This is a genomic window from Vibrio sp. CAU 1672, assembly GCF_029223195.1.
Lineage (GTDB): Bacteria > Pseudomonadota > Gammaproteobacteria > Enterobacterales > Vibrionaceae > Vibrio.
In genome coordinates this window covers 108,748-134,096 of record NZ_JARHUF010000011.1, presented here as the reverse complement: position 1 = coordinate 134,096, position 25,349 = coordinate 108,748, and the positions used below count along the sequence as shown (strand labels likewise).

The window sequence follows — 25,349 nt, the reverse complement described above, 5'->3', positions numbered from 1 at the left end:
AGAGAGTTTTACCCTGCCGGAGAGAAGAGAAAGAAGCTACCCAAGAGCAGTAAAGAAAAGGCCTAGTCGCTATGCGACTAGGCCTCCAAAAAAGCGTTAAGTTATCTTAACTTACATGCATTACGCCAGCCGGCGAGCTTTTTTTATGCTTCGACAATACTCACGCTATCCGAACAACAGAGCCGATTCACTTTTACTGGCTTTAACCGCCGCCAAGAGGACTATCGCTGCACAGAATGCTCGTTCGTTCACGTAAAGCAACAAATGTATGGCAATCTATGCGTTGGTGTAGCGCTTATGCGTGTGTTGAGCGTTGATGGTCATCTGGGGGACTGCGCTGGCCTTCGGGTATTCGCGGTGATAGGCGGCGAAGGAGAAAGCCGAACGCTCTGTACCAGTGGGCAATGCTGCGCTTGAGCTTGCTGCGGGTAGGCGTATCGCTGTCTGAACATGGTGGCTCAGGGGCGAAATGGGAACCGGCTCGCAGAATGAGGCGGGCCTTTTTTTGGGTAGAAGGAATCAGAGCCAATAAAAATGCCCGCATTAAGCGGGCATTAAGCATTCAGTCATAACGCTGAATTAGAAGTCGTAACGTAGACCTAGAGCTAGTTCGTCTTCTGCGTCAATCTTAGTTGCAGTAGTGTTGCCACCAACTTTACCCAGTTTGTCGCCAGAGTCGATTAGGTTGAAGTTGTATGACATGTAACCGCGGAAGTTCGGCTTGAAGTAGTAAGATGCGTCAACAGCGAAGTTGTTTGCAGAAGTCTCGTCGTTAGTCTCTGCATTATTGTACGTTGTTGTGAACACTGTTTGACCTAGTGTGTAAGCACCAGCCAGTTCATAACCTGTGTAGTCACCGTCTTTTTTCGCTTTTTCACCGTCAGTGAATACGCCTGCGAAGTACAGGTCACCCATAGTGTAAGAAGCCGCTAGCATGTACTCGTTAGCTTCGTCTTGGTCAGCGTAGCCAGCACCCAGCACTAGGCCAGTGTCTGCTAGCGCGTAAGTCGCAGAAAGCGAGTAACCGTCTTCGCCGTTGTTTTTGTACTCACCGTTTGATTCAACGCGGTCAGCGAAGCGGTAGCTGGCTTTCACGCCAAGGTCAGCGAATTGACCTTTGTAAGCAAGCATGTTGTCTGAACGGTCAGCTGCTGCCAGTTTGTCAGCTGCTGAGTTACCGTGGTAAGCCATGATATCAGTGAAGTCTGTGATTACGCCAAGCGCACCGTCGTTTTTACCGTAAGTTACTTCACCAAATGTACCGCCTAGGCCAGCGTATGCGTAACGAGTATCAAGATCGCTGTTGCCATCAACACCGCCGTTTTCAGCAGTTGTGAATTCGCCTTCCCAGAAGCCTACACCGTATAGGTTGTTGTTGATTTCTTGTTTGCCAAGGAAGTTCAGGCGGATACGAGATTTGTCAGCTACGTCGCCGTCTTTCATTGATAGGCGAGCTTCCGCGCGACCACCCATTTCCAGAGATGTACCGTCTTGGTTGTAAAGCTCAGCGGCGTTCACACCAGTAGCCATTGCTGCTGCAGATACAGAAAGCGCAATTAATGTCTTTTTCATGCTATTTTTGTCCTAGTTAGCTGTCCATATATTTTATGGGTGAGAGACACCTCCCACTGCCAGCTTGCTCTGACCCCAGACTACGTACGGATATTATTTATGCCTTTGTAGGTCTGTTCAGCACAAGCTGCTGGACACGTTTTACTGGTAAAGTTCCTGTATGGGTTAGTAAAATAATATAAATCAAACTAATGAACGCTGTTCGATTGTGGGTTTCTTTTATTTAAGTTTTTGTATTTGTTTGGTTTGTTTGTTTTTGGTGAGTGTTTATCTTTGAGTTGTTTTTAGATGTTTTGATGTTTTTTCTGCTGTGGAGTACAGTTGCTGTCGGGGTAGCTGGCAGCGACAACCGACGTTAAAAATACCGATAAACAGTTGGTATATCAATATAAACCGAGTGATCTCGAATTAGGATGATTTCAAGACTAAGTTTGTTTAAACTAGTGACAACACATTCATTTTTACTCCCTACCCAGTCTTTGACTGGGTAGGGTTGTTTTATCCAAAGTTCCCTTTGGCTTTGAGGTTATACAATGGAAAAAGTTCCTATGACAGTACGCGGCGAGCAAAAGCTGCGTGCAGAGCTGGATCGTTTATTAAAACTACGTCCACAAATTTCAGAAGCGATTGCAGAAGCTCGTGAATTAGGTGATTTGAAAGAGAACGCCGAGTACCACGCAGCACGTGAAGAGCAGGGTATCTGTGAAGCGCAAATTCGTGATATTGAGTACAAGTTATCTGTTGCTCAAGTCATCGATGTGACTAAGATGGACAACACAGGGAAGGTTATTTTTGGTTCAACCGTGACCCTGATTGATTGTGATACTGATGAGGAAAAAACTTATCAGATCGTCGGTGATGATGAAGCGGACATCAAAACCGGCCGTATTTCCGTCAGTTCACCGATCGCCCGTGGGCTGATAGGTAAAATGGAAGGTGATGAAGTGGCGATTCAAACCCCTGGCGGTGAGAAAGACTTCGAAATCGACCGAGTGGAATACATTTAAGCTGTATGAATGCTCACATGGCCGAATGCAAAAAAGGTCGCCAATGGCGACCTTTTCTTGTTTCACAACAGAACAAGCAGAAATTACTTACGTGGAATTTCTATCTTACGCTCTTCAGATTGACGGTATAGTACAAGTACTTTCCCGATAACCTGTACCTTTTCCGCGCCGGTTTCACGCAGAATAGCATCAACGATCAGCTGTTTGGTCTCACGATCTTCTGATGCAATTTTTACTTTGATCAATTCGTGATGGTCTAGAGCGATTTCAATTTCTGCTAGCACGGCTTCTGTAAGTCCATTTGCGCCCATTAGCACAACAGGTTTTAAACTGTGAGCTAGGCCTTTAAGGTGTTGCTTTTGTTTGGTGCTTAGGTTCATTACGCGGCCAATTTTCTTTAAAATAAGGGTTGAAAAAACCTATTTTAACGCCATCTATTGCTGAAGACTATAATTTATTGAGCAATAGGATGGACCTATTAAAACGATAGCTCCTATTTGTGTCTTGTTGGGATTAGAATGAGTAAACAGAAGCACTCGGCCAGTTCGGGCCGTTGGTTGAAAGAACATTTTGACGATAAGTATGTGAATGAGGCCAAGAAAAAAGGCTACCGCTCACGTGCTATCTTTAAAATTGAAGAGATTCAAGGTAAAGACAAATTGTTGAAGCCGGGGATGACAGTGGTTGATTTAGGCGCTGCTCCCGGTGGCTGGTCCCAATACGCGGCGGGAATCGTTGGTGAACAAGGTCAAGTTATCGCTTGTGATATTTTGCCAATGGACTCGATTGCCGGTGTGGCGTTTCTGCAGGGTGATTTCAGAGAAGACACAGTACTGGAAGCCCTGCTGGAGCGTATTCAGCCAGACATGGTTGATGTGGTAATGTCGGATATGGCACCGAATATGGCGGGTAACTTGTCGGTCGATCAGCCACGCGCGATGTATTTGGTTGAGCTGGCTTTAGATATGTGTCGACAAGTTCTAGCCCCTAATGGTAGCTTTGTCGTCAAGGTTTTCCAGGGAGAAGGCTTCGATCAATACGTGAAAGAGGTCCGTGACATGTTTAAAGTCGTAAAAATTAGGAAACCAGACTCTTCGCGAGCACGCTCCCGAGAAGTCTATATTGTGGCCACTGGTTACAAAGGTTAACTATTTTGCCCGTTTGGGGGCAGGTTAACACTATAGCTACAGTGAATAAACTGTAGTACCCTACCTTTAATTACAATTAGTTATCGAGAGGCTGACACCTTGAGTGACATGGCAAAAAATTTAATTCTGTGGCTTGTGATTGCCGTCGTATTAATGTCGGTATTCCAGAGCTTTGGCCCTGGGGAAAGCAATGGCAGAACAGTGGATTACACCACTTTTGTACAGGAAGTTGGCCAAGGCCAGATTCAAGAAGCAACGTTTAAAGACGGTGAAATCACTTTCACGCGTCGCGGTGGCGGAGCCAAAATGGTTACCTACATGCCGGTTTACGATCAGAAGCTTCTGGATGACCTAATTAATCAAAACGTGAAAGTTCAGGGAACGCCTCCTGAAGAGCAGAGCCTGCTAGGTACTATCTTCATTTCCTGGTTCCCAATGATCCTGTTGATCGGTGTCTGGATTTTCTTCATGCGCCAAATGCAAGGTGGCGGTGGAAAAGGCGCTATGTCGTTTGGTAAGTCTAAAGCGCGGATGATGAGCGAAGACCAGATCAAGACAACTTTCGCCGACGTTGCCGGCTGTGATGAAGCGAAAGAAGACGTGAAAGAGCTGGTGGATTACCTGCGTGATCCAAGCCGCTTCCAGAAGCTGGGTGGTAAGATCCCGACCGGCGTACTGATGGTTGGTCCTCCGGGTACCGGTAAAACGTTGCTGGCCAAGGCCATTGCCGGGGAAGCCAAAGTACCGTTCTTCACTATCTCTGGTTCAGATTTCGTTGAAATGTTTGTTGGTGTTGGTGCATCGCGGGTGCGTGACATGTTTGAACAAGCAAAAAAAGCCGCACCTTGTATTATCTTCATTGACGAGATCGATGCTGTTGGTCGTCAACGTGGCGCTGGTGTAGGTGGTGGTCACGATGAGCGTGAACAAACACTAAACCAAATGCTGGTTGAAATGGATGGTTTCGAAGGTAACGAAGGCATCATCGTTATCGCGGCGACCAACCGTCCTGACGTACTTGATCCGGCTCTGCTTCGTCCTGGCCGTTTTGACCGCCAGGTAGTTGTTGGTCTGCCGGATGTCCGAGGTCGTGAACAAATTCTTAAAGTTCACATGCGTAAAGTGCCGTTAGCGAGTGATGTAGAACCATCGTTGATTGCGCGTGGTACTCCGGGATTCTCTGGTGCAGATCTGGCGAACCTGGTCAACGAAGCAGCACTGTTTGCGGCACGTGGCAATAAACGTAACGTTTCGATGGTCGAGTTTGAGCTGGCAAAAGACAAAATCATGATGGGTGCTGAGCGCCGTTCAATGGTGATGTCGGAAGAAACCAAGGCCTCAACGGCATACCATGAAGCGGGCCACGCGATTGTTGGCCGTCTGGTTCCTGAGCATGACCCGGTTTACAAAGTGTCGATCATTCCACGCGGACGAGCGCTGGGTGTGACTATGTACCTGCCTGAGCAGGATCGCATCAGCATGTCTCGCCAGCATTTAGAGTCAATGATTTCCAGTCTGTACGGTGGCCGTTTGGCAGAAGAGCTTATCTACGGTGCAGAAAAAGTGTCGACTGGTGCCTCAAATGACATTGAGCGTGCAACGGAAATTGCCCGTAAGATGGTGACACAGTGGGGTTTCTCTGAAAAGCTGGGTCCGCTTCTGTACGCAGAAGACGAAGGCGAAGTATTCCTTGGACGCAGCGTAACTCAGACTAAACATATGTCTGATGATACGGCGAAGCTGATTGATGACGAGGTGCGTACCATCATCGACCGCAACTACGATCGCGCTAAGCAGATCCTGGAAGACAACATGGATATCATGCATGCGATGAAAGACGCACTGATGAAATACGAGACCATCGATGCGGCGCAGATTGATGATCTGATGGAACGCAAAGCAGAAATCCGTGAGCCTGCTGGCTGGGGCGACAACCCGTCTAATCCACACCCGCAGGAAAAACCTCAGGCAAAAGCTGAGGAAAAGACGGATGCATCAGCAGAGCAAAGCGACACATCAAGTGAGTCACAGGAAAAACAAGACTCTGAATAAAGAGTCGTGATAGTAAACCCCGAGTTAAGCTCGGGGTTTTTGTATTTTTATGAAGATTAAAGCAAACCATAAATCGTTGGATCTCTCTCGCCCGCATGTGATGGCGATCCTCAATGTCACTCCCGATTCTTTTTCCGATGGTGGTAAGTTCAACTCGCTCGACTCAGCCCTGACGCAGGTTGATAAAATGATCGCAGCTGGTGTGAGTATCATCGACATCGGTGGCGAGTCCACTCGCCCGGGGGCTCCTGACGTCGGACTGGAAGAAGAGCTGCAGCGAGTAATTCCGGTAATTAAAGCGATCCGTGATAAATACGATGTCTGGATTTCGGTCGATACCAGTAAAGCTGAGGTCATGCGCCAGGCGATAGCGGCAGGCGCGGATTTGATTAACGATGTGCGTGCCCTGCAAGAACCGGGTGCCCTGGAAGTGGCAGCAGAAGCACAGTTGCCGGTCTGCCTGATGCACATGCAAGGCCAGCCGCGAACGATGCAAGCCAATCCTCAGTATGATGACCTGATGGAAGACGTTGGCGCATTTCTGCAGGAACGGATTGCGGCTTGCGAGGTGGCTGGCATCGATAAATCACAACTTATCCTCGATCCGGGTTTTGGCTTTGGCAAAAGCATCGAACACAATTATCATATGCTCGCACATCTTGAGCAGTTTCATCAGTTTGGCCTGCCAATTCTGGCTGGAATGTCACGCAAGTCCATGATCTTCAAGTTACTTGATAAAAAGCCTGAACAGTGCACCAACGCCAGTGTCGTGTGTGCGACACTGGCAGCGATGAAAGGGGCACAGATCATTCGCGTGCACGATTTTGCAGAAACGCTTGAAGCGATGAAAGTCATCAAGATGATGAACGACAATATTTAATAATAATTAAGGAAACAGTATGTCGAATAAAAGACGTTACTTTGGTACGGATGGTGTGCGCGGTAAGGTAGGTCAGTACCCGATCACGCCTGATTTTGTACTTAAGCTTGGCTGGGCAGCTGGCCGTGTGTTGGCCAAGCAAGGCACAAAAAAAGTGATCATTGGTAAAGACACGCGTATTTCTGGTTATATGCTTGAGTCGGCGCTTGAAGCCGGTCTGGCAGCGGCGGGCCTGAAAGCCACCTTTACCGGGCCAATGCCGACCCCGGCGGTGGCTTATCTGACACAGACGTTCCGCGCTGAAGCGGGGATTGTCATTTCTGCCTCGCATAACCCTTACTACGATAACGGTATTAAGTTCTTCTCTTCGGAAGGGACTAAACTGCCGGACGATATTGAGCTGGCGATTGAAGCTGAGCTGGACAAAGAAATTGAATGTGTGGAATCGGCCGAGCTGGGTAAGGCAACGCGCCTTAATGATGCCGCTGGCCGCTACATTGAGTTTTGTAAAGGCACCTTCCCATCTGAGCTGAGCCTGGCGAGCCTTAAAATTGTCGTCGATTGTGCCCATGGGGCGACTTATCATATCGCACCTAACGTATTTAAAGAGTTAGGAGCAAACGTCATTGCGATGGGCGTAGAGCCAAACGGAACCAATATCAATGCCGAGGTTGGTGCGACGGATGTACGTGCACTACAAAAACGCGTGGTTGAAGAGCAGGCGGATCTTGGTCTGGCATTTGATGGTGACGGTGACCGGATCATCATGGTCGATCACTTAGGTAATAAAGTTGATGGTGACCAGATTGCTTATATTATTGCGCGTGATGCTCTGCGCCGTGGTGAACTGAAAGGCGGTGTGGTTGGGACGCTGATGACCAATCTGGGTATGGAAAATGGTTTGAAGCAATTAGGCATTCCATTTGTACGCGCTGCTGTTGGCGACCGTTATGTAATGGAGCAACTGCTGGAGAAAGGCTGGAAGATCGGTGCTGAAAACTCGGGGCATGTGATTTTACTCGATAAAGTGACCACCGGTGACGCCATCGTGGCTGCGTTACAGGTACTGGCATCAGTGGTTGGCAGTGAAATGTCGCTATACGACCTTTCTCAAGGCATGACCCTATACCCTCAAGTATTGGAAAACGTCCGTTTCTCGGGTGACAGCAACCCTCTCGAAGCCCAAAATGTGCTTGATTCTGTGGCTGAGGTGGAAGCCGAGCTTGGCGAGAAAGGTCGGATTCTATTGCGTAAATCTGGTACAGAACCACTGATTCGGGTCATGGTTGAAGGCGAGGATGCGGCATTGGTACAAAGTTCAGCACTCAAAATAGCCCAGGCAGTTAAAGCCAGTTTCTGAGCCAAAATGTATTGCCATCCGGGAAATAGTATAGAAAAGGGGTGCTTTGCCCCTTTTTTGACCGTTTAACGCGTTGGTTTTGATTTTTTGGCAATTTTCACTTGTCAGCGTAACTGGCTTTCGCTAGTATTGCTCGGCCTCCGGAAAGGGGGTCGCTAGCCTTGTTCTATTGTCTTCTTATCGAAGTCGATGAGCGGCGCTGGCTCAACAATTTGGAACATAGGTGGAAAAAATGTTTTCAGTTCTACTTGTGATTTACCTGTTGGCAGCGCTTGGTGTAATTGGCCTTGTGTTGATTCAACAAGGTAAAGGCGCAGATATGGGAGCCTCGTTCGGAGCTGGTGCTTCAAACACAGTGTTTGGCGCGAGCGGCTCAGGTAACTTCCTAACCCGAACTACTGCTATTTTAGCAACCGTATTTTTTGTCGTGAGCTTGCTATTGGGACGTATGTCTACGCATAAGACTGAATCTCAGTGGGTTGACCCAACACAAGGTCAGGTCATCGAGCAAGTTGACGAAGCAGCGAGTGATGTACCAGCACCGACAGGTGATGAAATCCCTCAATAAGCTGTAAGGTTTGTGTAGCCGAGATGGTGAAATTGGTAGACACGCTAGCATGAGGTGCTAGTGCCTTTGGTGTGAGGGTTCGAGTCCCTCTCTCGGCACCATATATTTACAAACTTGTAAATCACTTGGTTGTGCGTATAATGCTCAACAAGTCGGACGCGGGGTGGAGCAGCTTGGTAGCTCGTCGGGCTCATAACCCGAAGGTCGTCGGTTCAAATCCGGCCCCCGCAACCAATCTTTTATCTCATAAAATAGTGAGTTAATTGCGATTGGCAAGTTTGCGCAGTCCTAACCATACTGCGAGTTAAGCTGGGTATTTTCCACTAAGCTTAACGTATCAGGGTCCAGCAACATAAAACCCCGACTTTCGGGGTTTTTTGTTATCTGAGTTTCTGTAATCGAACTCAGGTGGTTGCTTGGTTTTTCGATTGGGCTCTGAGCCCTTTTTTTGTTTCTGGAGTGGTTTAAATGACTGGTTTAGAAAGACAACTTACTGAAATGCTTGAAGCTCCAGTTGAAGCATCAGGTTATGAGTTAGTTGGATTAGAGTTTATTCGTGCAGGTGCGCACTCAACGTTACGCATTTATATCGACCATGAAAATGGCATTAACGTAGATGACTGTGCAGAAGTCAGTCATCAAGTAAGTGCTGTTCTTGACGTTGAAGATCCAATTTCGGTTGCCTACAACCTTGAAGTGTCTTCTCCAGGTTTAGAAAGACCACTTTTCAAAGCAGCACAATATGAGCAGTTTATTGGTCACGAGGTCAGCATCGTTTTGAAAATGGCTGTCGCTAACCGCCGTAAGTGGAAAGGTACAATCCAGTCGGTAGAAGGTGAAACCGTTACAATTAGCGTTGACGGAGAACAAGAAGAGTTCGCGCTAAGTAACATTTCAAAAGCTAACCTGATCCCTAAATTTTAGGTCCCTAAAAAATTTAAAGCTTAGAGGCTAAACAATGAGTAAAGAAATTTTAGCGGTAGCAGAAGCGGTATCGAACGAGAAGGCGGTACCTCGTGAGCGTATCTTTGAAGCTCTTGAGATTGCTCTGGCAACTTCTACAAAGAAAAAATACGAAATCGAAATTGATGTACGTGTTGCTATCGATCGCAAAACCGGTGAGTTTGATACGTTCCGTCGTTGGTTGGTAGTCGAAGATGTAGAGAATCCAACTAAAGAGATCTCTCTAGAAGCGGCACAATTCGAAGACGAGTCTATCCAACTGGGTGATTTCGTTGAAGACGAAATTGAATCAGTAACGTTTGACCGGATTACTACCCAAACGGCGAAGCAAGTTATCGTACAAAAAGTTCGCGAAGCTGAGCGCGCGCAAATTGTTGAACAATTCATCGACAATGAAGGCGACTTGGTGACGGGTGTGGTGAAGAAGGTTAACCGTGACACCATCATTCTGGATCTGGGTAATAACGCTGAAGCGGTTATCCTGCGTGATGACCAACTTCCTCGTGAAAACTTCCGCCCTGGTGACCGTGTTCGTGGTCTTCTTTACAAAGTTGCTCCAGAAGCACGTGGTTTCCAACTGTTCATTACCCGTTCTAAGCCAGAAATGCTGGCAGAACTATTCCGTGTCGAAGTACCAGAGATCGCGGAAGAGATCATTGAACTGAAAGGCGCGGCGCGCGATCCGGGTTCACGTGCAAAAATTGCAGTGAAAACTAACGATCGTCGTATCGACCCGGTAGGTGCGTGTGTTGGTATGCGTGGTGCGCGTGTTCAGGCCGTATCAGGCGAGCTTGGCGGTGAGCGTATCGATATCGTACTTTGGGACGACAACCCAGCACAGTTTGTGATTAACGCAATGGCTCCGGCAGACGTAGCTTCTATCATTGTAGATGAAGATGCGCATGCAATGGATATCGCTGTTGAAGCGGATAATCTGGCTCAGGCGATTGGTCGTAACGGTCAGAACGTTCGTCTGGCTTCTCAGCTGACCGGCTGGGAACTGAACGTAATGACGGTTGCAGACCTGCAGAAGAAACACGCAGAAGAATCTCAGGCTTCAATTGAGAACTTCATGAAGTACCTGGATATTGAGGAAGATTTTGCTCAACTACTAGTGGAAGAAGGTTTCTCTACACTGGAAGAAGTGGCTTATGTCCCAGTTAATGAACTGCTTGAAGTCGATGGCCTGAACGAAGACCTGGTCGAAGAGTTGCGCAGCCGTGCGAAAGATGCACTGACTACTATCGCACTGGCACAAGAAGAGTCTTTTGACGGTGTAGAGCCGGCTGAAGATCTGCTGGGCCTAGAAGGTCTGGAACGTGAAATGGCATTCAAATTGGCAGCTAAAGGTGTCGTGACACTCGAAGACCTGGCTGATCAAGGTATTGACGATTTAGAAGGTATTGAAGGTCTGACCGAAGAACGTGCGGGTGAGCTGATCATGGCTGCTCGTAACATTTGTTGGTTCGGCGAAGACGCATAATTTCAGCAAGGAGGAAGCGGCATGACACAATTAACAGTTAAAGCACTGAGTGATGAGATTGGTACGCCAGTCGACCGCTTGATTGAACAACTTGCTGACGCTGGCATGAAAAAGGCGAGCACTGATAATGTTACTGATGAGGAGAAGCAAAAGCTTCTCACTCATCTTAAAAAAGAGCATGGTGATACATCAGGTGAAGCTGAGCCAACTCGCCTAACGCTACAGCGTAAAACTCGCAGCACGTTAAGTGTTAATGCGGGTGGTGGTAAGAGTAAGAATGTTCAGGTTGAGGTGCGCAAGAAACGTACATACGTGAAGCGCAGCGCAGTCGAAGATGAAGCAAAACGTGAAGCTGAAGAAGCAGCCAAACGTGAAGCAGAAGAAGCAGCAAAACGCGCCGCTGAAGAAGCGGCAAAACGTGAAGCTGAAGAAGCTGCCAAGCGTGAAGCTGAAGAAGCGGCAAAACGTGAAGCGGAAGAACAAGCGAAACGTGAAGCTGAAGAAAAAGCGAAGCGAGACGTAGATACGAATGCACAACGCAATGCTGAAGAAAAAGCAAAGCGTGATGCTGAAGAGAAAATTAAGCAAGAAGCAGCGCGAAAAGAGGCCGACGAGCTTAAACGTCGTCAGGAAGAAGAAGCTAAACGTAAGGCTGAAGAGGAAAGTCAGCGCAAGCTTGAAGAAGCTCGCGAAATGGCTGAAAAGAATAAAGAGCGTTGGTCTGCTGCAGAAAAGAAAAAGGGTGATATGGAAGATACAGATTACCATGTAACGACTTCACAATATGCACGTGAAGCCGAAGATGAAGCAGATCGCAAAGTAGAAGGCGGTCGTCGTAAGAAGAAGAAAGCTCCGGCTAAAGGCGACCAAGCTCGCGGTGGCCGTAGTAACCCGCGTGGCGGCAAAAGTCGTAAAGGCAAACTGGCTAAACCGACTTCAATGCAACACGGCTTCGATAAGTCTGCAACCGTTGCTAAGCAAGATGTTGTAATTGGCGAAACGATTGTTCTATCAGAACTTGCGAACAAAATGTCGGTAAAAGCGACAGAAGTCATCAAAGTAATGATGAAGATGGGCGCGATGGCGACTATCAACCAAGTGATCGACCAAGAGACAGCACAACTTGTTGCTGAAGAAATGGGCCACAAAGTGGTTCTGCGTAAAGAGAATGAACTGGAAGAAGCAGTTCTGTCTGACCGTGATACAAACGCAGAAGCAGTGCCACGCGCTCCAGTTGTAACTATCATGGGTCACGTTGACCACGGTAAAACGTCAACACTTGACTACATCCGTCGTACTCACGTTGCTTCAGGCGAAGCGGGCGGTATCACACAGCACATCGGTGCTTACCACGTTGAAACTGAAAACGGCATGATCACCTTCCTTGATACTCCTGGACACGCGGCGTTTACTGCTATGCGTGCTCGTGGTGCTCAAGCGACAGATATCGTTGTTCTTGTAGTGGCAGCGGACGATGGCGTAATGCCACAAACCGTTGAAGCGATTCAGCACGCGAAAGCGGCCGGCGTTCCTCTGATTGTTGCTGTGAACAAGATCGATAAAGAAGACGCGAACCCAGACAACGTTAAGAATGAGCTGGCTCAATACGACGTAATCCCTGAGGAATGGGGCGGTGAGAACATGTTCGTTCACATCTCTGCTAAACAGGGTACAAACATCGATGGTCTTCTAGAAGCAATCCTTCTTCAGTCTGAAGTTCTTGAACTTACTGCTGTTAAAGAAGGCATGGCATCTGGTGTTGTTGTTGAATCTCGTCTAGATAAAGGTCGTGGTCCAGTAGCAACAGTCCTAGTTCAATCTGGTACGCTAAACAAAGGCGACATCGTTCTTTGTGGTCAAGAATACGGCCGTGTTCGCGCAATGCGTGACGAACTAGGTAAAGAAATCACAGAAGCTGGTCCATCTATCCCTGTCGAGATCCTGGGTCTTTCAGGCGTACCATCTTCAGGTGACGAAGCAACAGTCGTACGTGATGAGCGTAAAGCGCGTGAAGTAGCTAACTACCGTGCTGGTAAGTTCCGTGAAGTGAAACTTGCTCGTCAGCAGAAATCTAAACTAGAGAACATGTTCTCTAACATGACTGCCGGTGAAGTTGCTGAACTGAACGTAGTTCTGAAAGCAGACGTTCAAGGCTCTGTAGAGGCGATTGCAGACTCACTACTGAAACTGTCTACCGACGAAGTGAAAGTAAACATCGTTGGTTCTGGTGTTGGTGGTATTACTGAAACTGATGCTGTACTTGCAGAAGCTTCAAACGCAATCATCCTTGGCTTTAACGTACGTGCTGATGCATCTGCTCGTCGCGCGATTGAAGCAGCAAGCGTTGACCTGCGTTACTACTCAATCATCTACCAATTGATTGACGAAGTGAAACAAGCCATGGGCGGTATGCTTGCTCCAGAATTCAAGCAAGAAATCATTGGTCTTGCTGAAGTACGTGACGTATTTAAGTCACCGAAACTGGGCGCAATCGCTGGTTGTATGGTTACTGAAGGTCTGATTAAGCGTAACAACCCAATTCGCGTGCTACGCGATAACGTGGTTATCTACGAAGGCGAACTAGAGTCGCTACGTCGCTTTAAAGATGACGTTCAAGAAGTGAAGAGCGGCTACGAATGTGGTATCGGCGTGAAGAACTACAATGATGTTCGCGTTGGTGACCAGATCGAGGTGTTCGAAATCGTTGAAGTTAAGCGTACTATCGATTAATTGACTAAAATTGCCAGTAGCTGGCAATGGTAGGTTGTTGAATACGCCATGGGGGGCTGGGTTGACCATCCCCCCATTCTTTCTATGTAAGAGATAAGATATGTCAAAAGAATTTAGCCGCACGCAGCGTGTTTCACAACAGCTGCAAAAAGAACTGGCCTTGATCCTGCAGCGTGAAGTCCGTGACTCCCGTTTAGGTATGGTGACTATTTCTGATGTGGAAGTGTCGCGAGATCTCGCGTACGCCAAAGTGTTTGTCACTTTCCTTTGTGTCGGTGAACAAACGCCTGAATCCTGTTTAGCCGCATTACGTGAGCACGAAGTGTCGATCCGTATGATGCTGGGTAAACGCATCCGTCTGCGCCTGACTCCAGAAGTCCGCTTCTACTACGACAATACGCTGGTTGAAGGTATGCGTATGTCAAACTTGGTCACGGAAGTGGTTAACCAGGATAAGCGCAAGCAGAAAGATACTGGTCGTGAGGATGAGGAATAATGGCACGCCGTCGTAAAGGTCGTCCGGTCAACGGGGTGATTTTGTTAGATAAGCCAACCGGCATTTCTTCCAACGACGCCCTGCAAAAAGTTAAACGTATTTACTTTGCCGAGAAAGCGGGCCACACCGGTGCTTTGGATCCCTTAGCGACCGGAATGCTACCTATCTGCTTGGGTGAAGCGACCAAGTTCTCACAGTTTTTGCTTGATTCGGATAAGCGCTACCGCGTGATCGCCAAGCTGGGTGAGCGTACCAATACGTCTGACTCTGATGGGGAAGTGGTAGAAACCCGCCCTGTCAGCGTGGATCTGGCACAACTTGAAGCGTGTATCGACAAATTCCGCGGTGAATCTGATCAGGTACCATCAATGTTTTCGGCGCTAAAGTACCAAGGCAAGCCTCTGTACGAGTACGCCCGTCAAGGGATCGATGTGCCGCGCGAAGCGCGTAAGATCACGGTATACGAGATCGTACTGCATCGCTTTGAGGGCGATGAAGTCGAGATGGAAATCCATTGCTCTAAGGGCACTTACATCCGTACTATCGTTGATGATCTCGGTGAAATGCTCGGCTGTGGCGCGCACGTAACCATGCTGCGTCGCACGGCGGTGGCAAAATACCCGTATGAGAAAATGGTCACGCTTGAGCAACTGAATGAGTTGCTTGAGCAGGCCCATCGTGAAGACATTGCCCCGCGTGAACTGCTCGACCCGCTGCTGATGCCGATGGATACTGCAGTCCAGGATTTGCCTGAAGTAAACCTGATCCCTGATTTAGCGGATATGGTGCAACACGGTCAGCCGGTGCAGGTATTTGGCGCACCGACGCAAGGGCAAGTTCGCCTGACGATGGGTGAAGAGCGATTGTTTATTGGCGTCGGGCAGATGAACGACGATGGTAAAATTGCTCCTAAGCGTCTGGTCGTTTTCCGCGACGAAGCTTAAGCCTGAACATACTAATATTAATATCGGCCCGAGTGCCGGTATTTTTGTATTGCACCCTTGGGGAAATTTCCCTATAATTCGCGCTCCTCGTGTCGGCTGAATCAGAGATTGGCTGGCACAACGATTAACCTACTCTTATTAGGAGAGAATTATGTCTCTGAATGCAGAAACTAAAGCAGCAATCGTTGCAGAATACGCACAAGGTGAAGGCGACACTGGTTCACCAGAAGTACAAGTAGCTCTACTGACTGCTTCTATCAACCACCTACAAGGTCACTTCAAAGCGCACAAAGGCGATCACCACAGCCGTCGTGGTCTGCTACGCATGGTTTCTCGTCGTCGTAAGCTTCTAGATTACCTAAAAGGTAAAAATCTAGCTCGCTACCAAGACCTAATCAAACGTCTAGGCCTACGTCGCTAATCAGTGACTGCATAGCACAGTTTGTTTAAAAAAGGGGCGTTAGCCCCTTTTTTGTTAGCTAAATTTAGCCAAATCCTCTTTAAGCCGTTATACTACGCACGGCGTCTCTCAATGAGATTTCACCACAGCTCTTAGCATTACAATTCAATCAGAAAGAAGATCATAGAATTTAGTTCCCAGCTTCTTGTGGCACGCTTTGCTGCCGGGCGCTTGGAACTAAACTCTAGATTCTTTTTTCAGTAATGCTCTGAGTCTTAATCAAACTATCTAAGTAACCCTTAGAGCAAGGAAAAAAAATGTTCGAAAAACCAGTTGTTAAAACGTTCCAGTACGGCAACCACACGGTTACCCTAGAAACTGGCGTTATTGCTCGTCAAGCGACGGCAGCCGTGATGGTCACTATGGATGACACTGCGGTATTTGTTTCAGTGGTAGGTAAAAAAGAAGCGGTTCCTGGTCAGGATTTCTTCCCGCTAACGGTAAACTACCAAGAGCGTACTTACGCTGCAGGTAAAATCCCTGGTGGCTTCTTCAAGCGTGAAGGTCGCCCTTCTGAAGGTGAAACACTGACTGCACGTCTGATCGACCGTCCTATCCGTCCGCTATTCCCTGATGGCTTCAACAACGAAGTTCAGGTGATTGCAACTGTAGTATCGGTAAACCCAAATGTTCAGCCAGATATCCCAACTATGATTGGTACCTCTGCAGCACTTGCTATCTCTGGTATTCCGTTCAATGGCCCAATCGGTGCAGCACGTGTGGGTCACATCGATGGCCAACTGGTTCTTAACCCAAGCAACACTGAGCTAGAAACGTCTAAGCTTGATCTTGTGGTAGCGGGTACGGAATCTGCGGTACTGATGGTTGAGTCTGAAGCTGACAACCTGACTGAAGAAGAAATGCTGGCAGCGGTTGTGTACGGTCACGATCAACAGCAAGTAGCTATTTCTGCAATCAACGAATTTGCTGCTGAAGTAGCGACACCAGCGTGGGAATGGGAAGCGCCAGCAGTTAACGCTGAGCTGAAAGAAAAAATTGCCCTTCTTGCTGAAGCTCGCCTGACTGAAGCGTACCAAATCACTGAAAAGATGGCGCGTTACGAGCAGGTTGGTGCGATTAAGTCTGACGTTGTTGAAGCGATCCTGGCTGAAGACGAAGAACAAGACGAAATGGAAATCAAGAAGATGCTTGGTTCCCTGGAGAAGAACGTGGTACGTAGCCGTATTATCGCTGGTAACCCACGTATCGACGGTCGTGAGAAAGACATGGTGCGTGCACTAGACGTACGCACTGGCGTTCTGCCACGTACCCACGGCAGCGCTCTATTCACTCGTGGTGAAACTCAGGCATTGGTTACAGCAACGCTGGGCACACAACGTGATGCTCAAATCATTGATGAGCTGACAGGCGAGCGTAAAGATCACTTCCTGCTGCACTACAACTTCCCTCCATACTGTGTGGGCGAAACAGGCTTTGTTGGTTCACCTAAGCGTCGTGAAATCGGCCACGGTAAATTGGCGAAGCGCGGTATTGCCGCTGTAATGCCATCAGTAGATGAGTTCCCATACACAGTACGTGTGGTATCAGAAATCACGGAATCTAACGGTTCTTCATCAATGGCTTCTGTATGTGGTACTTCTCTTGCTCTTATGGATGCAGGTGTGCCAATCAAGGCTTCTGTTGCGGGTATCGCAATGGGTCTTGTTAAAGAAGGCGATGATTTCGTGGTTCTTTCTGACATCCTGGGTGACGAAGACCACCTGGGTGATATGGACTTTAAAGTGGCGGGTACTAACGATGGTATCACCGCACTTCAGATGGACATCAAGATCGAAGGTATCACCAAAGAGATCATGCAAATTGCGCTTAACCAGGCACAAGGCGCACGTAAACACATCCTATCTGTAATGGACCAGGCGATTTCAGGTGCTCGTGAAGAGATCTCTGAATTTGCGCCACGTATTCATACCATGAAGATCAGCGCAGATAAGATCAAAGACGTGATTGGTAAAGGTGGTGCGGTAATTCGTCAGCTAACGGAAGAAACCGGTACGACCATCGAGATCGAAGACGACGGTACGATCAAGATCGCCGCGACCGACGGCGACCAAGCGAAAGATGCGATTGCACGCATTGAAGCGATCACTGCAGAAGTGGAAGTCGGTAAGATTTACACTGGTAAAGTTGCTCGTCTTGCTGATTTCGGTGCCTTCGTAACGGTATTGCCAGGTAAAGACGGTCTGGTTCACATTTCTCAAATTGCTGAGAAGCGTGTAGAAAAAGTGTCTGATTACCTGACTGAAGGTCAAGAAGTTCAGGTTAAAGTACTTGAGATTGATCGCCAGGGCCGTGTACGTCTGAGCATGAAAGAAGCGGTAGAAAAGGCAGAAGAGCCAGCTTCTCAAGAGCCAGCGGCTGAATAAGCCAGCTTGAGAAGGGTTTCAGTCTTTTATTAGCGAAACAGACTGAAAGCGTGCTATAAAGGGGAGCGTTTTCGCTCCCTTTTTTTGACCTGTTCAAACCGTGTTCGTCTATGTTATAGGACAACGTTAGGTAAGAATTTCGGGCCAAAGCGGTCCACACAGGAGTATCAATTAGTGAAATGGTTTCAAACCGCAAGTTTGTGTATTGCTGTCGCTTTGACAGGGTGCGTAAACACGTCTAACCAATCCGAGAAGCAGTGGTTGTACCCGCCAATGGCAGTACCATTGCAGCCTAGTGTGCAGCAAGAGGTACAGATTGCCCGGCTTTCGCAACTGCTGCAGCGCCCTGACTTGAGCACTGATGTCCGCGCGAAAATGCATTATGAACGTGGTAACTACTTTGACAGTGTCGGGCTGCGGGACCTTGCGCGTTTGGATTACAACCAGTCACTGCAACTGAACCCGGCGCAACCGGATATCTTTAACTTGCTTGGGGTGTATTTCACTCAGGCGGCAGAGTATGACGCGGCCTACGAAGCGTTCGACTCAACATTAGAGCTGGATCCGGATAACTCGTATGCCGAGCGTAACCGTGCCATCGCACTCTACTATGGTGGCCGTATTGAGCTGGCGCTGGAAGATATGACCAAGCATTATAGTGAAGACCCAACCGACCCGTTCCGGGTACTGTGGCTGTATATTATTGAAGCGGAGCAAGATCCCCTGCAAGCGAAAGCGAACATGCTCGAGCGATATCAACAGTCGCGCAGTGAGGCGTGGGGCTGGGTGCTGGTTGCCATTATGCTGCGAGATGTGTCGGATGAGGCGGCACTGAAAGCGATTGTCGATGGCACCCGGGAAAACCACCGTCTGGCCGAGCGTTTAACCGAAACCTATTTCTATCTGGCGAAACGCCATCACTTGGAAGGAAATATTGCCGAAGCCTTTTCGCTTTACAAGCTGGCCTTGTCCTTCAATGTTTATGAGTATGTCGAGCACCGCTATGCGTTTATCGAGCTGGCGAATATTTTTGATCAACTTCAGCAAGAGAAGCTGGCACAGCTGAAAGCAGAGCACTCCGCAAAATAACCGTTACCGGCCGCTCAGATGAGCGGTTTTTTTTTACTTGCCTAACAGTAAACGATTAGATTAAATTAGTTAGCAATGTTAACTAAATGCCGGGAGAAATGGGGTATGGCTTTAGAGGGGTGTCTGATTGAACTTGAACGCTTTTGTGCCAAAGCCTGGCGTGTGTATGCCAAACAAGATCCGCTCGCACATCTTAGCTTCAATGAGTTTGACTATTTACGTGTTATTCAGCTGTACCCACAGGGAGTACGGATCACTGATCTGGCCGAAGAGCTAAAGGTAACTAAGCCATCAGCTTCTAATATGGTGGTACGTTTGGAGAAAAAAGGACTGGTGAAACGTATCGCGTGTTATGAAGATGCGCGCTCAAAACGGGTACTTTTAACGGAACGGGTCATTCAGGAAATGTCTCTGGAGCAAGAGGTGTTCAAAGACATTGCTGAGCAAATGAAACAAAAGTTAACCGGCGATGAAGCGCAGCAACTGCAGGCGCTGTTGAAAAAAGTATTAGTGAAAGATTAAACCAGAATATATTTTTAACCATTTAGTTAGCCTTGCTAACTACTGGAGGGGGTATGCAAAACTCAGTTTATAAACAGTTTTGGAAATATACGATTCCAACTGTTGCGGCAATGTTGGTCAACGGCTTGTATCAAGTTGTCGATGGCATTTTTATCGGTAGATATGTCGGTGCGGATGGCTTAGCTGGGATCAACGTGGCCTGGCCGGTCATTGGCTCGATACTTGGGATTGGCATGATGGTGGGGGTCGGTACCGGTGCCCTGGTCTCGATCCGGCAGGGGGAGCAAGACAGCCAGGGCGCGAAGCGCATTCTTTCGACCGGCTTGTTGCTGCTGGTGGTCTTGATACCTTTCGTAGCCACCACGCTGTTTGTCTATGCAGATGATTTTATTCGCTGGCAGGGCGCAGAGGGGCGTGTGTATGAGCTTGGTCTGCAGTATCTGCACATTCTTATCGGCGCATGTATGTTTTCTCTTGGCTCGATAGCGGTGCCGTTTCTTTTGCGCAATGACAACAGCCCTAACTTGGCCACTTTGCTTATGGTTCTCGGGGCGATAATCAACATTGTGCTGGATTATATCTTTATCGCCTGGTTGAACTGGGAATTGACCGGTGCCGCGATCGCGACGGCATTGTCGCAGATGGTGGTAACCATCCTGGGTGTTGGCTATTTCTTTAGTGCCAGAGCGCAGTTACGGCTGACGGTGAGGGATTTTAAACTCCAGCTTGATGCGGTACCTAAAATCATCATGATCGGCACCTCAAGCTTCTTTATGTATGCCTATGGGGCGATGATGGTGGCGCTGCACAACAGCCTGTTTGCCCAATATGGCAGTGCGTTACTGATCGGTGCTTACGCTATTCTGGGCTATATTGTGACGGTTTATTATCTGATTGCCGAAGGCATTGCCAATGGTATGCAGCCGCTGGTGAGTTATAACCACGGTGCTCGTAACCCGGGCAATATTCGCAAATTATTGAACATAGCGATGGGCACATCGATACTCGGCGGGGTGGCGTTCGTTATCTTAATGAACCTGTTTCCATATGAGTTTGTCTCGGTGTTTAACAATGCGGATCAGCTACTTATCGACAGTACGGTCACAGGCATTCGTCTGCACATGTTTGCTTTGTTCCTGGATGGCTTCCTGGTGGTGACGGCGGCCTACTATCAATCGGTCAACAAAGGCAGCAAAGCGATGTTTGTCACTATTGGCAATATGGTGATCCAGTTGCCTTTCCTGTTTATTCTGCCCAAACTATTCGGCGTAACCGGTATCTGGATTGCGTACCCGTTATCCAATATTGCCCTGAGTGTGGTGGTGATGAGTATGTTATGGCGTGACATCAGGAAGCTGAGTAGTCAAAGTACACTTGAGTCAGTTGCACAGGTTTCTTAATGGTATAAAAGGCAAAAAAGCGAGGGGTAACCTCGCTTTTTTTGCCGTGCAGAACTATAGATTCTTAACGTCTAAACCAGCCAGTTGGTGCCAGTAGCCGTTGCATTGGCGATGCTGCAGCTTCTCAGGGTTGCTGCCTGTCTCGTTGGCACGGAAACGAGACAGCTCAGAAAATGTGCTAAGGCCGAGCGGGCTCAGACGTACCACATCGACCAGGCCTTGCATACTCGGCAGGTCGTTGAGCAGACTGTAACAATAGCCCGACTGAGTCTGGATACCGTTAAGGTTAAACACTTCCTGGCCTTCCTGACTACTCACCTGAATACCGGTCGGGTACTTGATGCAGCAGGTTTCACAATCGTCTTTGGCGCGGTTTTCTGCGCGAGCCGTGAAGCAACGTGCCGAGTAAGCCAGCGGCAGGTAACCATGGCTGAACACTTCTACTTCAAACTTGTTGCGGATACCCAGTTCATCACACTGAACCAGGGTGTTATTTAACCACTCGCGAGACAGTTCCACCGGCATACACCAACGGATCATGCCCTGTTTCAGGAACAGGTTCAGTGTGTGCGCGTTATATGTGTTGACCGCCGGGCCGACCACGAATGGCACCTTATTTTGCGCCGCCAGTTGAATGGCAGACACATCGTTGGCTTCAATCGCAAAATCACCGTTGTCGATGTATTTCTTCATCACGTTGATTTCACTGGGAGCCTCCAACAGGGCCATGGTCGAAAGCACCACCTGCTTGCCCGCAGCGGACAGTTCTTTTGCTATCTCAAACCAGTGGGCAGGCTTCATTTCGCGGCGCTTGGAACATACCGTCTCACCCAGATAGATGATGTCTGCCGAACTTGCTTTCGCTTGTTGGTAGAAGGCTTCGATATCTTGCTTGGGCCAAAAGTAAAGCAATGGGCCAAGTGCGTATTTCATTGAATTATCCATCTTAACCTCTTATTGCCATTTACGATGGTAAGCGCCCAGGGTGGTTTGTGTCCCTTCTGAAACGTTCGCCAGTGCGGTATTCCAGGCCGCTTCAACTTGGTAACCTTCCGGATTGGCCTGGTAGCGATCAATCGCAGCGCGCCAGGCGCGTGTGACTTGTTCGACATAGGCCGGACTGCGTTGTCGGCCTTCGATTTTGACCGAAGCGACGTTGGCCGCAAACAGCTCTGGCAGCATTGAAAGGGTATTCAGACTGGTTGGCTCTTCCAGGGCATGGTAGCATTTTTTCTCGCCGGCAATTTCAGCTTCAAAACGGCCTTTACACAAAGTCGGGTAGCCGGCGTTTTCACCAGCACTGTAGCGATCAATCAGGATGTTATTCAGGCGAGACTCCAGGCCCCGTTCCGTTTCTTGCCAGCGGACGTATTTGGCCGGTGAACACGCCCCGACTGTATTAGGTGATTCACCCGTCATATAAGATGACAGGTAACAGCGGCCTTCTGACATGATGCATAAGCTACCGAAGGCAAACACTTCCAGTTCAACATCGCTGGTGATGTTACGTGACAGCTGTTTCACCTGATGAATAGAAAGCACACGTGGCAAGACGACGCGCTTAACGTTGAAGTTCTGCTGGTAGAAATCAATCGCCGCAACGTTAGTTGCTGAGGCCTGCACGGAAAGGTGCAGTTCAAGTTCCGGGTATTTGCGCGCGGCGTACTCAAGTACGGCAATGTCTGCGACGATCAGGGCGTCCACCCCAAGTGCTGCTGCATTGTCGACCGCGTTAGTCCAGCGTTCAAAACCATTGGGGTGGGCGAACGTATTGAGTGCGACGTGGATCTTTTTATTGCGCTCATGCACATACTGCACAGCTTTTTCTAACTTTTTACCATTAAAGTTCAGACCAGCAAAGTGACGGGCGTTGGTATCGTCTTTGAAGCCGATGTAAACCGCGTCTGCACCGCAGTCGATGGCGGTTTTTAGTGCAGGTAAGTTACCCGCAGGACACAAGAGTTCCATATGCTCACAATCATCGAGAATAAAAGGTGCCCGCATTTTATGAAGGATTATGAACAGCGGAATTGATATAAATTAGGTTTAGGCCAATCAGTGAGATAATTACCACTTAAGAGGAAAGCGGCCGGCTCGAAAACGGTACCGCCGCTCGCTGAATCCATCAGGTTAGTTTTTATGGCGGCGGTTTTGCGCAAACAGCTCTTCGACTTCATGTTTTGGCTGCGGACGATAGAAGTGGAAACCCTGAATGGAATTGCATTGAAGGTTAGAAAGCAACGTGGCTTGCTGGTGGGTTTCCACGCCTTCCGCCACCACAGCCAAGTCCAGAGATTTACCCAGATTGATGATGTTTTCAATCACTGTCACCTGTTTGGGCAGCGTGTCAATATCGTTGATGAACGCGCGGTCAATCTTGAGCTCATCAAGTGGAAAGCGGGCCAGATAAGAAAGCGAAGAGTACCCGGTACCAAAGTCGTCTATCGACAAAGCAAATCCAAGCTTTTTGATCGCATTGAGCATTTGCAAAGTGTGTTCGCTGTCACTCATGACCGCACTTTCTGTCAGTTCGAAAGTGATGCATCCTGGATCAAGTTCAGTGGTACGCAGTAAAGTCTCCATAAAATCGATCAATTGGGGGTTGCCAAATTGTTCTGGTGATAAGTTAATCGCGACGCGTCCGGGCAAGATCCCCTGTATTTTCCAACGTTTAACGGTATTGAATACATCGCGCATCACCACCCGCCCCAGGTGCTCGATCAGGCCAGCCCGTTCCGCGACGGGAATGAAAGCAGCTGGGCTGATATAGCCTTCAACCGGATGCTTCCAGCGTACCAGTGCTTCAGCGCCATTGATGCTGAAATCACGCGCGTTGACCTTAGGCTGGTACCAGACTTCCAGACCGTTCTGCTGCAGTGCTTTTTGCAGTTCAATTTCTAACCATAAGCGCATCCGGGCTTCTTTGTTCATCTGATCGTTAAATTTGATCAGTCGATTACGGCCGCGATCTTTGGCTTCATACATCGCGGTGTCAGCGTTTTGCAGCAATATGCGTGCATCCTGGCCGTCTTCCGGATAGCGCACGCTGCCAATGGAACAGGCAAGCCGTTTACTGAAGTGGTGTAAGTCGAACGGCTGATTGATCAAGGCGATGATGCGATCGGAGAGTATTTCTGCGGTGCGGGGACTTTCTGGTTCTGGCAGGATGATGCCAAATTCATCTCCTCCCAGGTGGCCGATGATCGCCTGGTGGGGTAACAGACGCTTTAATCGCGCGGAAACTTCCTGAATGACCCTGTCCCCAATGTGATGACCCAATGAATCGTTGATGTTCTTAAAGTTATCGATATCTAAATAAAACACCAGCAGTGGTGTCTGGTTTTTGATCATTTGCTCCAGGCGTTTGGTAAAGCCGAAGCGGTTGTACAGTTTGGTCAGTGAATCGATGTGGGCATTTTCGTTGTTGTTACCCGCAAGGCTTTTCGGGGTGTCGTCAGCATCCTGGATGAGAATAATCTGCGATTCTCCCCCCAGGATAGCCGTGGTGTCAGCATGCAGTTGCACTCTGCGCTCGAAACCGCACCGCGCGCTGGTCAGGCAAACGAAAGGTTTGCCCGACAACAGAGAACTGAGGCGGTGGCTGAATACTTTTTTGCTGTTTTCATCAATAAACAGACGCGACAGCTCTTCGCCTAACAGTTCGTGTGGTGAGTTCAGCCCGAGCAAACGTGCCGATGCCGGGTTGGCAGAGATGATGATATCGTCTTCAACCAGCAGTAGGCCATCAGGCAGCAAATGGGTCAGTTTGGAGAACTTGCTTTCTGACTCCTCAAGAGAACGTACCAGAATGTGTTTCTCTGAGGTATCCACGGCATGAAAGCAGATATAGCGGATCTCGTTGCCATCTAAAATTGGTGAAATACTAAAATGAAGGCTGGTTTCCAGATCCGTTTCATCGAGCGTGATTTCCGCTTCAATGTGGTCTCCATTGAGTGCGCGCTGATAATAAGGTGCCAGTTTTTGATAAAACTGCTCACCGAGCACCTGGGTATCACATAGCCCTATCAGTTCATCGTGACTCAGGCCTGCGATATCACAGTAGCGTTCACTGACCATTCGATAATTGTGTTTCTTATCAAGAATGGCAAAAAAGAACGGGCTATTTGAGGTAAGCGTCGCAAACCAATGTTGTAATTGCTGGGAAGGCATTAGGGTATTACCGATCTCCGATGAGCCTGATTATTCGTCCATGTAATAAAAACGCGGTCTGACTCACTATAACTTTGAATATGGCTTTATTAAAGTGTTTATCAGTGACTTAGCGCCAATA

The 25,349-nt window shown here is 48.4% G+C and carries 21 protein-coding genes and 2 tRNA genes; 18 read left to right on the top strand and 5 right to left on the bottom strand.

Annotation, left to right across the window (positions count from 1 at the left end; genetic code table 11):
• Positions 1 to 579: 579 nt before the first annotated feature.
• Positions 580 to 1,572 carry a porin gene (locus P2G85_RS12365; RefSeq protein WP_275864384.1) on the bottom strand — a complete coding sequence of 331 codons (993 nt, stop codon included), beginning with the start codon at positions 1,570 to 1,572 and terminating at the stop codon, positions 580 to 582.
• A 533-nt stretch (positions 1,573 to 2,105) separates the two neighbouring features.
• Here P2G85_RS12365 and greA point away from each other — a divergent pair.
• Positions 2,106 to 2,579: a transcription elongation factor GreA gene (gene greA, locus P2G85_RS12360; RefSeq protein WP_275864383.1), complete on the top strand. Its 474-nt coding sequence runs from the start codon at positions 2,106 to 2,108 to the stop codon at positions 2,577 to 2,579.
• 83 nt (positions 2,580 to 2,662) lie between these two features.
• On the opposite strand, the gene yhbY is transcribed toward greA, so the two are convergent.
• On the bottom strand, positions 2,663 to 2,959 hold the full coding sequence (gene yhbY, locus P2G85_RS12355) for a ribosome assembly RNA-binding protein YhbY (protein ID WP_275864382.1): 297 nt from the start codon (positions 2,957 to 2,959) through the stop codon (positions 2,663 to 2,665).
• Between the two features lie 138 nt (positions 2,960 to 3,097).
• Between yhbY and rlmE the strand changes: the two genes are divergently transcribed.
• The 17 genes from rlmE (at position 3,098) to P2G85_RS12270 (ending at position 21,058) form a co-directional block, all read left to right on the top strand.
• Complete coding sequence (gene rlmE / locus P2G85_RS12350) at positions 3,098 to 3,727, top strand: 23S rRNA (uridine(2552)-2'-O)-methyltransferase RlmE (protein WP_275864381.1); 630 nt, start codon at positions 3,098 to 3,100, stop codon at positions 3,725 to 3,727.
• Positions 3,728 to 3,835: 108 nt separating this feature from the next.
• Entirely contained in the window at positions 3,836 to 5,779 is a 1,944-nt protein-coding gene (gene ftsH / locus P2G85_RS12345) for an ATP-dependent zinc metalloprotease FtsH (protein ID WP_275864380.1), read from the top strand.
• A gap of 49 nt (positions 5,780 to 5,828) precedes the next feature.
• Positions 5,829 to 6,659, top strand: a complete 831-nt coding sequence (gene folP / locus P2G85_RS12340) for a dihydropteroate synthase (protein ID WP_275864379.1) — start codon at positions 5,829 to 5,831, stop codon at positions 6,657 to 6,659.
• A gap of 19 nt (positions 6,660 to 6,678) precedes the next feature.
• Entirely contained in the window at positions 6,679 to 8,019 is a 1,341-nt protein-coding gene (gene glmM / locus P2G85_RS12335; protein ID WP_275864378.1) for a phosphoglucosamine mutase, read from the top strand.
• A gap of 232 nt (positions 8,020 to 8,251) precedes the next feature.
• Complete coding sequence (gene secG / locus P2G85_RS12330) at positions 8,252 to 8,587, top strand: preprotein translocase subunit SecG (protein ID WP_275864377.1); 336 nt, start codon at positions 8,252 to 8,254, stop codon at positions 8,585 to 8,587.
• A 17-nt stretch (positions 8,588 to 8,604) separates the two neighbouring features.
• Positions 8,605 to 8,688: transfer RNA gene (locus P2G85_RS12325), tRNA-Leu, on the top strand.
• 56 nt (positions 8,689 to 8,744) lie between these two features.
• Positions 8,745 to 8,821: transfer RNA gene (locus P2G85_RS12320), tRNA-Met, on the top strand.
• A gap of 234 nt (positions 8,822 to 9,055) precedes the next feature.
• The gene (gene rimP, locus P2G85_RS12315; RefSeq protein WP_275864376.1) at positions 9,056 to 9,511 is read left to right on the top strand and encodes a ribosome maturation factor RimP; all 456 of its coding nucleotides are present in this window, start codon (positions 9,056 to 9,058) and stop codon (positions 9,509 to 9,511) included.
• A 34-nt stretch (positions 9,512 to 9,545) separates the two neighbouring features.
• The gene (gene nusA, locus P2G85_RS12310) at positions 9,546 to 11,033 is read left to right on the top strand and encodes a transcription termination factor NusA (RefSeq protein WP_275864375.1); all 1,488 of its coding nucleotides are present in this window, start codon (positions 9,546 to 9,548) and stop codon (positions 11,031 to 11,033) included.
• Between the two features lie 21 nt (positions 11,034 to 11,054).
• Positions 11,055 to 13,763, top strand: a complete 2,709-nt coding sequence (infB, locus tag P2G85_RS12305) for a translation initiation factor IF-2 (protein ID WP_275864374.1) — start codon at positions 11,055 to 11,057, stop codon at positions 13,761 to 13,763.
• Positions 13,764 to 13,863: 100 nt separating this feature from the next.
• Complete coding sequence (rbfA, locus tag P2G85_RS12300; RefSeq protein WP_275864373.1) at positions 13,864 to 14,259, top strand: 30S ribosome-binding factor RbfA; 396 nt, start codon at positions 13,864 to 13,866, stop codon at positions 14,257 to 14,259.
• The gene (truB, locus tag P2G85_RS12295) at positions 14,259 to 15,203 is read left to right on the top strand and encodes a tRNA pseudouridine(55) synthase TruB (protein WP_275864372.1); all 945 of its coding nucleotides are present in this window, start codon (positions 14,259 to 14,261) and stop codon (positions 15,201 to 15,203) included. The genes rbfA and truB overlap by 1 nt, the downstream gene beginning before the upstream one ends.
• A gap of 151 nt (positions 15,204 to 15,354) precedes the next feature.
• Positions 15,355 to 15,624 (top strand): 30S ribosomal protein S15, encoded by a 270-nt coding sequence (gene rpsO / locus P2G85_RS12290; RefSeq protein ID WP_005380094.1) that lies wholly within the window; start codon positions 15,355 to 15,357, stop codon positions 15,622 to 15,624.
• A 296-nt stretch (positions 15,625 to 15,920) separates the two neighbouring features.
• Positions 15,921 to 18,047: a polyribonucleotide nucleotidyltransferase gene (gene pnp, locus P2G85_RS12285; protein ID WP_275864371.1), complete on the top strand. Its 2,127-nt coding sequence runs from the start codon at positions 15,921 to 15,923 to the stop codon at positions 18,045 to 18,047.
• Between the two features lie 174 nt (positions 18,048 to 18,221).
• Complete coding sequence (gene nlpI, locus P2G85_RS12280; protein ID WP_275864370.1) at positions 18,222 to 19,136, top strand: lipoprotein NlpI; 915 nt, start codon at positions 18,222 to 18,224, stop codon at positions 19,134 to 19,136.
• 105 nt (positions 19,137 to 19,241) lie between these two features.
• Entirely contained in the window at positions 19,242 to 19,658 is a 417-nt protein-coding gene (locus P2G85_RS12275) for a MarR family transcriptional regulator (RefSeq protein ID WP_275864369.1), read from the top strand.
• A 53-nt stretch (positions 19,659 to 19,711) separates the two neighbouring features.
• Positions 19,712 to 21,058 (top strand): MATE family efflux transporter, encoded by a 1,347-nt coding sequence (locus tag P2G85_RS12270; RefSeq protein WP_275864368.1) that lies wholly within the window; start codon positions 19,712 to 19,714, stop codon positions 21,056 to 21,058.
• 54 nt (positions 21,059 to 21,112) lie between these two features.
• On the opposite strand, the gene P2G85_RS12265 is transcribed toward P2G85_RS12270, so the two are convergent.
• From P2G85_RS12265 to P2G85_RS12255, 3 genes are all read right to left on the bottom strand, one after another.
• Positions 21,113 to 21,991, bottom strand: coding sequence for a U32 family peptidase (locus P2G85_RS12265; protein ID WP_275864388.1), 879 nt, complete (start codon positions 21,989 to 21,991; stop codon positions 21,113 to 21,115).
• Positions 21,992 to 22,012: 21 nt separating this feature from the next.
• Positions 22,013 to 23,026 carry a peptidase U32 family protein gene (locus P2G85_RS12260; RefSeq protein WP_275864367.1) on the bottom strand — a complete coding sequence of 338 codons (1,014 nt, stop codon included), beginning with the start codon at positions 23,024 to 23,026 and terminating at the stop codon, positions 22,013 to 22,015.
• 162 nt (positions 23,027 to 23,188) lie between these two features.
• Positions 23,189 to 25,228, bottom strand: a complete 2,040-nt coding sequence (locus P2G85_RS12255) for a bifunctional diguanylate cyclase/phosphodiesterase (RefSeq protein WP_275864366.1) — start codon at positions 25,226 to 25,228, stop codon at positions 23,189 to 23,191.
• Between the last annotated feature and the right edge of the window lie 121 nt (positions 25,229 to 25,349).